Consider the following 9,171-nt stretch of genomic DNA (forward strand, 5'->3'; position numbering starts at 1 on the left):
CTCAGCAGGGGCCGCTCAGGAGGGCCGCTCAGGAGGGCCGGTCCGCCAGGCGCCGCAGCGGGGCGTCGCTCAGGCGGTAGTGCGGCCACTCCTCCTGGCGTACGGCGCCGAGGTTCTCGTAGAAGCCGATGGCCGGCTCGTTCCAGTCGAGCACCGCCCATTCGAGCCGCTCGTAGCCGCGTTCGGCGCAGATCCTGGCCAGCTCGCCCATCAGTGCCCGGCCGTGGCCGCCGCCCCGGTGCCCGGGGCGTACGAACAGATCCTCCATGTAGATGCCGTGCACGCCCTTCCACGTCGAGAAGGTCAGGAACCACAGGGCGAACCCGGCGACCTCGCCGTCGTGCTCGGCGATGTGCGCGAACACGGCGGGCGCGTCGCCGAACAGCGCCGCGCGCAGCTGCTCCTCGGTCACCCGCACCTCGTGCTCGGCCTTCTCGTACGTGGCGAGCTCACGGATCAGGGTGGCGATGACGGGCACGTCGGCGGGCGTGGCGGGGCGAATCATGAGTTTCAGCGTAGCGAGGGGTCACCGGTGGCCCATGCTCGCGTCCTGCCATGCGGCCGCCATACGGGACACTGGATCACAGGCACCCGCAAACGAAGGACGCTACATGGAACACCGCGTGTTGGGACGTACCGGTCGGCAGGTCGGCGTGGTCGGCCTCGGCGCATGGCAGCTCGGCGCCGACTGGGGCGAGGTCAGCGAGGAGGAGGCCCGCGCGACCCTCGAGGTGGCCGTGGACGGTGGCGTCACGTTCATCGACACCGCGGACGTCTACGGCGACGGGCGCAGCGAGCAGATCGTCGGCCGTTTCGTCAAGGATCGTCCCGGGCTGACCGTGGCCACCAAGATGGGGCGGCGGGTGGAGCAGATCCCCGCCAACTACGTGCTGTCCAACTTCCGCGCCTGGAACGACCGCTCCCGCCGCAACCTGGGCGTCGACACGCTCGACCTGGTGCAGCTGCACTGCCCACCGACGCCCGTCTACTCGACGGACGCCGTGTTCGACGCCCTCGACACGCTGGTGGCCGAGAAGAGGATCGCCGCGTACGGCGTGAGCGTCGAGACCTGTGAGGAGGCGCTGACCGCGATCGCCAGGCCCGGCGTGGCGACGGTGCAGATCATCCTCAACGCCTTCCGGCTCAAGCCGCTGGAGCGGGTGCTGCCGGCCGCCCGCGCCGCCGGGGTGGGCATCATCGCCCGCGTCCCGCTGGCCAGCGGCCTGCTGTCGGGCCGCTACGACGAGCACACCACCTTCTCCCCCGACGACCACCGCGCGTTCAACCGGCACGGGGAGGCGTTCGACGTCGGCGAGACCTTCTCGGGCGTCGACTTCGCCACCGGCCTGGAGTCGGTGCGCCGCCTGGCTCCGCTGGTGCCGCCGGGTGCGAGCATGGCCCAGTTCGCGCTGCGCTGGATCCTCGACCAGGAGGGCGTCTCGGTGGTCATCCCCGGCGCCCGCAACCCGGGCCAGGCCACCGCGAACGCCGCCGCCGCGGACCTGCCCCCGCTGGACGCCGCGACGCTGGAGGCCGTGCGCGCCGTCTACGACGACCTGATCCGTCCTCAGGTCCACCACCGCTGGTAGGCGCCTGGCCGTACGAGGTGGTGGAGGCGCTGCTAAGTCCGCGCCCCCCAAACTGTCGGTCGTATCGGGCAGAATCGTCGGCATCATGATCTCTCCTTTCAACGCCGTGCGATCGCCCGCGGGCGACATCGTGGTCTTCTATGTCGGCGCCGAGCCGCGCCTGACGGCCGAGCAGGCCCTCGCCTTCGCCGACCAGCTCCGCAGCCTGGCCGCCGAGCCCCACGCCACGCCTACCGGCCTGCCGGGGCGGCGGCACGCGGCCGCATGACGCCCCGGCCTCACGCACGACCGTCCGCGCCGCCCCGGGCGTCGCGGACGGTTCACGGCCCTATGGTGAATGTGCGCGCCTTCTTCGCACGCTCGGTAAGAGCGCTTTCCACATCCGCCTGAGACTCCGCCGGCACCGGCTAACTTTTGTTCCAGAGGTCCGGGCTTTCCGGTGGTTCATCGTCGCGGACCTCTTCCGGCCGTTCCGCATTTCGCTCCGGTTCGGAGTCGGAATGACCGGGCCGCCCGGCCTGCCTGACGTGTTGGGCCAGTTCGCGGAACACGTGGCCGTTTTCCTTCCTGACGGCGTCCTGGGCGGCGGCCAGCCGCCTCACCAGCTCCTCCTGAGCGATGGCCGTCTGCTCCGCCAGTTGTTCGTGCACGTTCTCCATGCGTCTGCCGGGCGCGTCGAGCACTTCGGCGAAGCGCTCGAAATCGAAGCCGGGTGTCACCAGTCGTGCCTGCTCCACCTGGGCCAGCAGCGACGACAGGCGCGCTCCCCACTGTTCGACGCTGTCGTGATAGCCGTTGACGACGCCGGCCACACTCTCGTCCCAGCCGCCGTCGCCGACGTGACCTTGCAGCTCTTTCGCCGCCTGCGTGCGGACTTCCAGGGCTTGTACTTCCGAATAGATCCCGTCCTTGAACTCCTCATGATTGGGCATGGGCTTCCTTCCCCTGTGTCCAGGAATCTATGACCGGAGGCCGACCTCCCCACTATCGACGCGAACCGGCGCTGCCGAAAGCCTCGCCTCCAATGTTTTTCCGGCGGTTGCCCGGCTGGTTCACCAGTGGCCACACACCACCCCAGGATCCACATGCGCCGGGATAACGGGCCGCGTACATTCCGCCTTTCTGCAGCGGGCGCCCGAATTGGTGAGTGCTCTTTCCGGAGATAAAGCTCAGCCGGGGACGAGGGCGCGGCCGGTGGGGGTGTCCCGGCCTGCGCAGCCGGCGACGTGCCCCTGGAAGAGCACGGTTCCCCCGTGCCTGCCGGGCCCCGGGCCGAGATCGATGAGCCAGTCGGCCTGGCGGATGACGTCAAGGTTGTGCTCGATGACGACGACGGTGTGACCGTGCTCGACCAGCTCGTCGAGCACGTGCAGGAGCGTGCCGATGTCGTCCATGTGCAACCCGGTGGTGGGCTCGTCGAGCACGTACACGGTGGGTTGCCGGGCCTCGCGCAGCTCTTTGGCGATCTTGACGCGCTGGCACTCCCCTCCCGAGAGCGTGCTCAGCGACTGTCCCAGGCGCAGATACCCCAGCCCGACGGCGGACAACTGCCCCAGCGCGCGGGCGATGCCCGGGTCGGGCAGCCGGGCTACGGCCTGGTCGACGGTGAGGTCGTCGACGTCGGCGATCGACAGTCCGTCCACGGTGTGGGCGAGGACCTCCGGCGTGAAGCGGCGGCCGTGACAGGTCTCGCAGGCGACCTCCTGCCCGTCCATGAAGGCGAGGTCGGTGTAGATGACGCCGAGCCCACCGCAGCCGGGACAGGCACCTTCGGAGTTGGCGCTGAACAGGGCGGCGGGGACGCCGTTGCGCCGGGCGAACAACCGGCGGATGGCGGGCGCGACGCCGGTGTACGTGATCGGGGTGGATCGGCGGTTGGCGCTGACCGGCCTCTGGTCGATCACGGTCGCGCCGTGCTGGGCCACCAGTTCCCTGGCGAGGCTGGACTTGCCGGATCCCGCGACGCCGGTGAGGACGGTCAGCACGCCCGTGGGGAAGCGCACGGTGAGGTCGCGCAGGTTGTTGCGGGTGGCGTCCGCGACGGTGATGTGGCCCGTGGCGGGCCGGGGCGTGCGTTTGAGCGGCCGGGGCGTGGCGAGGGCGCGGCCGGTCGGCGAGTCCGCGTTCCCGAGTTGGGCGAAGCTTCCCTGGAACACGAGCCGCCCGCCCCCTTCTCCGGCGCCGGGTCCCAGTTCGATGACCTGGTCCGCGTGGGCCATGACGACAGGGTCGTGCTCGACGACGAGGACGGTGTTGCCGCGGTCGCGCAGCCGTACCAGGATTCTGATCATCGACTCCACGTCGGTGGGGTGCAGTCCCACGCTCGGTTCGTCGACGACGTAGGTCATTTCGGTGAGGCTGGAGCCGAGGTGCCTGACCATCTTGACGCGCTGCGACTCCCCTCCGGACAACGTCGTGGTCGCCCGGGAGAGCGTGAGATATCCCAGCCCGATCTTGATCATGCCGTCCAGCCGGGCGGTCAGCGCCGCCACGGCGGGCGCGACGCGGGCCGAGTCGATCGCACGGACGAGCCCTGCCAGTGCGGTGATCTCCATGCGGGCCATCTCACCGATCGTGTGACCGAGCACGGTGGCCGTCCGCGCGGCCTTGTTCAGCCGGTCGCCGGCGCACTCCTCGCAGGTCTCGGCGCGCGTGAGGCGGCGGATGGTCTCCTGCTTGCGCTCCGACAGGTTGTCGGAGGTGTGCAGGTAGATCCGCTCGAACCGCTCGACGACGCCCTCGTAGCCCTTGGGCGGCCTGCGTCCCATCCGGGCCGCCGCCTGACCGCCGTACAGCAGCGCCTCGCGTTCGGCCGGGGTCCACTGCCGGAGCGGGGTCTCGGGGTCGAAGGTCCCGATGTCGGCGTACTGGGAGTACCAGTAGCCGCCGTTGCCGAAGCCGGGCAGCAGGATCGCGCCCTCGGCGAGCGACTTGTCCAGGTCCAGGAACCGTTCGACGGCGGTGACCATCACCTGCCCGAGGCCGGAGCAGGCCGGGCACATGCCGGCGGGGTCGTTGAAGGAGAAGTGGTTCGACTCGCCCACGTACGGACGGCTGAGGCGGGAGAACAGCAGCCGCAGGTAGGTCCAGGCGTCCGTGATCGTGCCGACGGTCGAGCGCGCGTTGCCGCCGATCCGGCGCTGATCGACGACGATAACCGGGGTCAGCCCCTCGATGTGCTCGACGTCGGGGCGGGTCCACTTCGGCAACCGGTTACGGGCGAACGGCGGGAACGTCTCGTTGATCTGGTATCCCGCCTCGGCGGCGATCGTGTCGAACACCAGCGACGACTTGCCCGAACCTGACACACCCGCGAAGACGACCAGCCGGTTACGCGGAATGTCGACGTCCACGTCGGCCAGGTTGTTGGTCGTGGCCCGGCGGATGATGATGCTGCACTCATTTATGGTTGCGAGGCTACGAGCAGATGCGGCCACATTCTGACCGCGACCGGTGGGAGGATGAGGGCATGGCGGACGTCACCCAACGCATGCTGGATCTCCTGTCGACGTTGCAGACGGGCCGGGCGTTCACCGGCGAAGAACTGGCCCGGCGGCTCGGCGTCAGCCCGCGCACCCTGCGGCGCGACATCGACCGGCTGCGCGGCTACGGCTACCCCGTGGACACCCAGCCCGGCCCCGGCGGCTACTACCGGCTCGCCTCCGGCCGTACGATGCCGCCGCTCGTCCTCGACGACGACGAGGCGGTGGCCACCCTGTTGGCCCTGGCCTCCCTGGCCGCCGCCGAGCCGCCCGAAGAACCGGCAACCGCAACCGGGGAAGGCGTCGACGCCGCCGCGACCCGCGCGTACGGCAAGCTCGACCAGTTCCTCCCCGCCCGGCTCCGCCCGCAGGTCGCCTCCATCCGCGCCAGCCTGGAGACGAGCCCTCAACGCGCACCGAGCGTCGCCGCCCGGCAGTTGGGCATCGCCGGCGAAGCCATCGCGCACCGCGAGACGATGACGTTCTCCTACACCGACGCCCGCGGCGAACGCACGGAACGACGCGTCGAGCCCTACCGGCAGGTTCACCATCTGCTGCGCTGGTATCTGCTGGCCTGGGACCTCGACCGTGCCGACTGGCGCGTCTTCCGCCTCGACCGGGTCACCGGCCCGGCCGGGACCGGCCGCCGCTACACGCCGCGCCCGCTGCCGGCCGAGTCAGCGTCCGACTATCTGCGACAAGGACTCAACAGGAGCAAGGAACCCGTCACCGTCCTGGTCGAAGCCCCGGCCGCCGATGTCGTCGACGCCCTCAAGTTCCAGGACGCCGAGATTCACTCCGTGGACGACACGCACACGCGGATCACTCTCGCCCTGGACTCCTGGCCGTGGTTGATCCTCAACCTCGCGTTCCTGGACGCCGACTTCGAGATCGACGCGGCGCCGCACCTCCTTGCCGCCTGCCGCGCCTTCGGCGAACGGCTCCTGGCGTCGGTGCCCGGCCGCGGCGGGGAGACGAGGCGGCCCTGACGGCTCGTCGCACCGTCGCCCAGGCGCCGTACAGGTAGGGGCCTGCCACTACTCCGTGCTCGGCGTGGACCTCGGCGGGCAGGCGCTCGGGCAGCGTGTCCGTGCCGACCTCGTCGGCGGTGGCGATGCCGAGGCGTTCCATCAGCGGCAGCGCCGGCCTGAGCGACGTTGGCCCATCCGAAGGCCGGTGCACGATCACCGCCCCCGACCGGTGATCTCGGTGCTCGCCTTCCGGTGTTCGCCGTCCGCGAGGTGGAGGGCATCCCTGATCACGGCGATCAGGGATGCTGGTGGGAAGCTCGGGGCTCCACCGGTCGACGCCGAAGTACATGGCCGGGCGCCTGCGTACGGCCTCGTCCCAGCTCAGCACGGTGAGGTCCGCAGCGGAATAACGCGGCCGTTCCACCATGCCCGGACCGTAGCAGGGGCTCAATCTCATGCAAACGGTTGCCGCCCTCATCCTGGCCCGATGTGGCCCACACCCCTGGATCACTGCAACGGGTTGGCCTAGCATCCGGGGTGTCCCGAGCAGGCAGGGAGCCGCCCCATGTTGAGCCGCCGTAACGCCATGCGCGCCATGGCGATGTCCGCCCTCGCCGTCCCGGTCCTCGACGCGCGTGCCGTGCACGCCGCGTCCGATCCGTGGGCGCGGGCGAACCACATCGTGGCCAGGGTGCGCGGGCCGAGGTTCCCGCGACGCCGGTTCGACATCAGAGGCTTCGGCGCGGTCGGGGACGGGGTGACGGACTGCACGAAAGCCATCCGTGCCGCCATCAGGGCCTGCCACGCGGCCGGCGGTGGGCACGTGGACGTGCCGGAAGGACGGTTCCTGACCGGTGCCGTCCACCTGCTGAGCAACGTCGACCTGCACGTGGCCGCGGGCGCCAGGCTGCTGTTCAGCACCGACCCGAAGGCGTACCTCCCGCTGGTGCTGACCAGGTTCGAGGGCGTCGAGCTCTACAATTACTCCCCCCTGATCTACGCGTACGGCCAGCGGAACGTCGCCGTGACCGGGTCAGGCGTGCTCGACGGGCAGGCGGACCAGGATCACTGGTGGCCGTGGAAGGGGTCGGGCGACGACGGCTGGGAGCCGGGCGAGCCCCACCAGGCCGAGGCCAGGGCCGAGCTGTTCGCGCAGGCGGAGCGAGGCGTGCCGGTCAGGCGGCGCAGATACGGCGAGGGCGGCTACCTGCGCCCGTCCTTCGTTCAGCCCTACCGGTGCGACAACGTCCTCATCGAGGGCGTCGCCATCGTCAACTCACCGATGTGGGAGATCCACCCCACGCTGTCGCGGAACGTGCTCGTGCAGAACGTCACGGTCGAGTCGCACGGCCCCAACAACGACGGCTGCAACCCCGAGTCAAGCCGGATGGTGGTGATCCGCGGCTGCACGTTCGACACGGGCGACGACTGCATCGCGATCAAATCGGGACGCAACGCCGACGGCCGCCGCGTGAACGTGCCCAGCGAGCACATCGTCGTCCAGAACTGCACCTTCCGTGACGGGCACGGCGGCATGACGATCGGCAGCGAGATGTCCGGCGGCGTACGCGAGGTCTTCATCAGGGACTGCGCGATGTCCAGCCCGAACCTCGACATCGCGCTGCGCTTCAAGACCAACTCCGTGCGCGGCGGGTTCATCGAGGGGTTCCACGCCAGAGACCTCGAGATCGGCCAGGTGGGCGGCTCCGTCATCGACGTCAACTTCCACTACGAGGAGGGACCCGGCCACGGCTACAACCCCGAGGTGGGCGGGATCGACGTCCGGGACGTGACCGTACGGACCGCCAACCGGGCGCTCAACCTGCGCGGTTACGCCGACGCCCCGATCCGCGGGGTCACGCTGACCGACGTGGACTTCGGCGCCACCGCGACGCCGGTCGTGGTGGAGCACGTCGAGGACCTGGTGCTCAAGAACGTCACCGCCAACGGCGAGCCACTGGTCGTGCCCTGACGGCGGGAACGAATCGTTTGTTCATTCGCTCTCATCGGTGGGCAACGCGCTCGCTCTGATAGCCAGCCGCACGACATCCAGTTCTAGCCGGCTGGCCCGCGTGTCCGGATGCTCCTCACCCAGCACCCGGCTCCGCGCCTCCAGCACCGCCCGGTGCTCGCGTTCGGCCTCCTCCAGCTTCCGCCGCACCGCCAGCACCCGCGCCACGTCGTACCGGCCGGCCAGCGTGTCCGGATGCTCCTCACCCAGCATCCGGCGGCGCACCTCGTACAACGTCCGGTTCTCGGCCTCAGCCTCCTCCAGTTTGCCCTGCACGCCCAGCACCCTCGCGAGGTTGTACCGGCTGGACAGCGTGTCCGGATGCTCCTCACCCAGTACCCGGCTCCGCGCCTCCAGCACCATCCGATGCATGGCCTCGGCCTGCTCGAAGTGCTGCGCCGCCGCCATCAGGAGGCCGGCGGTGTGCCGGTTCGCCAGCGTCTCGGGATGCTCGTTACCCAGCACCTGGGCACGTACACGGGCCACCATCAGCATCTCCGTGGCGGCGATGTCCCACTCTCCGAGTTCCTCCATCACCTTCACCAGTGCGTCCCGGCATGCGAGGGTGTCCGGATGTTCCGGCCCCAGCGCCCGGGTGAGGGCGTCCACCTCTGCCTCGGCTGTCTTCAGGCTCAAGGACCCGGGCGCCGAGGCGGCGTCGGGCCCGTCCTCTCCCGCGGCACGCCGGTCGTCCGCAGCCCCGTCTCCGGAGGTCACAGCGCGCCAGGCACGCGTACAGGCGTACACCGCCGCCGGCGCGGTCAGCACGACCACAGCCAAGTAGCCCACTCCTGCACCCCTGCTGACCAGCACCGTCCCGCCCACCGCGCAGAGTAACGCCCCCACTGCTCCACCGGCCCACGCCAGCGCCCCACGTTTGTCACTCATCCTTCCACCATGACTCACCAAACGCTTCACCGGTGAGTTCTGCGCGGGGAAGTGGTCCACCCTCCGAAACGACAGAAGGGAGTGGTCCTCGTGGACCTGTACAGCGTCATGCCGGTGAGCGACCTCACGAAGGCACTGGAGTGGTTCGGGGTGTTCTTCGGACGCCCGGCGGACGAGGTCATCGGTGGCGAGCACCTGTGGCAGGTCGGGGAGAACGCATGGGTCGTCGT

8 protein-coding genes are annotated in these 9,171 nt (G+C 70.0%); 4 read left to right on the forward strand and 4 right to left on the reverse strand.

The annotated features are described in order from the left end of the window. Positions 1 to 28: 28 nt before the first annotated feature. A complete protein-coding gene (locus tag GUY59_RS07385) occupies positions 29 to 505 on the reverse strand; it encodes a GNAT family N-acetyltransferase (protein WP_138200129.1) in 477 nt (158 codons plus the stop codon). Between the two features lie 106 nt (positions 506 to 611). Here GUY59_RS07385 and GUY59_RS07390 point away from each other — a divergent pair, with 106 nt between their 5' ends. Both GUY59_RS07390 and GUY59_RS07395 read left to right on the forward strand, forming a co-directional pair. Continuing rightward, positions 612 to 1,589, forward strand: coding sequence for an aldo/keto reductase (locus GUY59_RS07390; RefSeq protein ID WP_138200128.1), 978 nt, complete (start codon positions 612 to 614; stop codon positions 1,587 to 1,589). 85 nt (positions 1,590 to 1,674) lie between these two features. Beyond that, entirely contained in the window at positions 1,675 to 1,857 is a 183-nt protein-coding gene (locus GUY59_RS07395) for a hypothetical protein (RefSeq protein ID WP_138200127.1), read from the forward strand. A 139-nt stretch (positions 1,858 to 1,996) separates the two neighbouring features. On the opposite strand, the gene GUY59_RS07400 is transcribed toward GUY59_RS07395, so the two are convergent. Both GUY59_RS07400 and GUY59_RS07405 read right to left on the reverse strand, forming a co-directional pair. Further along, a complete protein-coding gene (locus GUY59_RS07400; RefSeq protein ID WP_138200126.1) occupies positions 1,997 to 2,521 on the reverse strand; it encodes a hypothetical protein in 525 nt (174 codons plus the stop codon). 237 nt (positions 2,522 to 2,758) lie between these two features. After that, positions 2,759 to 4,942: an ATP-binding cassette domain-containing protein gene (locus tag GUY59_RS07405; protein ID WP_252374875.1), complete on the reverse strand. Its 2,184-nt coding sequence runs from the start codon at positions 4,940 to 4,942 to the stop codon at positions 2,759 to 2,761. Between the two features lie 116 nt (positions 4,943 to 5,058). Here GUY59_RS07405 and GUY59_RS07410 point away from each other — a divergent pair, with 116 nt between their 5' ends. Both GUY59_RS07410 and GUY59_RS07415 read left to right on the forward strand, forming a co-directional pair. Beyond that, positions 5,059 to 6,060 (forward strand): helix-turn-helix transcriptional regulator, encoded by a 1,002-nt coding sequence (locus GUY59_RS07410; RefSeq protein ID WP_138200125.1) that lies wholly within the window; start codon positions 5,059 to 5,061, stop codon positions 6,058 to 6,060. A gap of 547 nt (positions 6,061 to 6,607) precedes the next feature. Continuing rightward, positions 6,608 to 8,014 carry a glycoside hydrolase family 28 protein gene (locus GUY59_RS07415; protein WP_138200124.1) on the forward strand — a complete coding sequence of 469 codons (1,407 nt, stop codon included), beginning with the start codon at positions 6,608 to 6,610 and terminating at the stop codon, positions 8,012 to 8,014. A 21-nt stretch (positions 8,015 to 8,035) separates the two neighbouring features. Here GUY59_RS07415 and GUY59_RS07420 read toward each other — a convergent pair whose 3' ends face one another. Then, positions 8,036 to 8,941, reverse strand: a complete 906-nt coding sequence (locus tag GUY59_RS07420) for a tetratricopeptide repeat protein (RefSeq protein ID WP_138200123.1) — start codon at positions 8,939 to 8,941, stop codon at positions 8,036 to 8,038. Between the last annotated feature and the right edge of the window lie 230 nt (positions 8,942 to 9,171).

The organism is Nonomuraea sp. K271 (assembly GCF_009908215.1).
Lineage (GTDB): Bacteria > Actinomycetota > Actinomycetes > Streptosporangiales > Streptosporangiaceae > Nonomuraea > Nonomuraea longispora.

Bases quoted from the DNA above. Each gene is read 5' to 3' on its own strand.
- GUY59_RS07385 (WP_138200129.1), bottom strand. From the start codon at position 505: ATGATTCGCCCCGCCACGCCCGCCGACGTGCCCGTCATCGCCACCCTG.
- GUY59_RS07390 (WP_138200128.1), top strand. From the start codon at position 612: ATGGAACACCGCGTGTTGGGACGTACCGGTCGGCAGGTCGGCGTGGTC.
- GUY59_RS07395 (WP_138200127.1), top strand. From the start codon at position 1,675: ATGATCTCTCCTTTCAACGCCGTGCGATCGCCCGCGGGCGACATCGTG.
- GUY59_RS07400 (WP_138200126.1), bottom strand. From the start codon at position 2,521: ATGCCCAATCATGAGGAGTTCAAGGACGGGATCTATTCGGAAGTACAA.
- GUY59_RS07410 (WP_138200125.1), top strand. From the start codon at position 5,059: ATGGCGGACGTCACCCAACGCATGCTGGATCTCCTGTCGACGTTGCAG.
- GUY59_RS07415 (WP_138200124.1), top strand. From the start codon at position 6,608: ATGTTGAGCCGCCGTAACGCCATGCGCGCCATGGCGATGTCCGCCCTC.
- GUY59_RS07420 (WP_138200123.1), bottom strand. From the start codon at position 8,941: ATGAGTGACAAACGTGGGGCGCTGGCGTGGGCCGGTGGAGCAGTGGGG.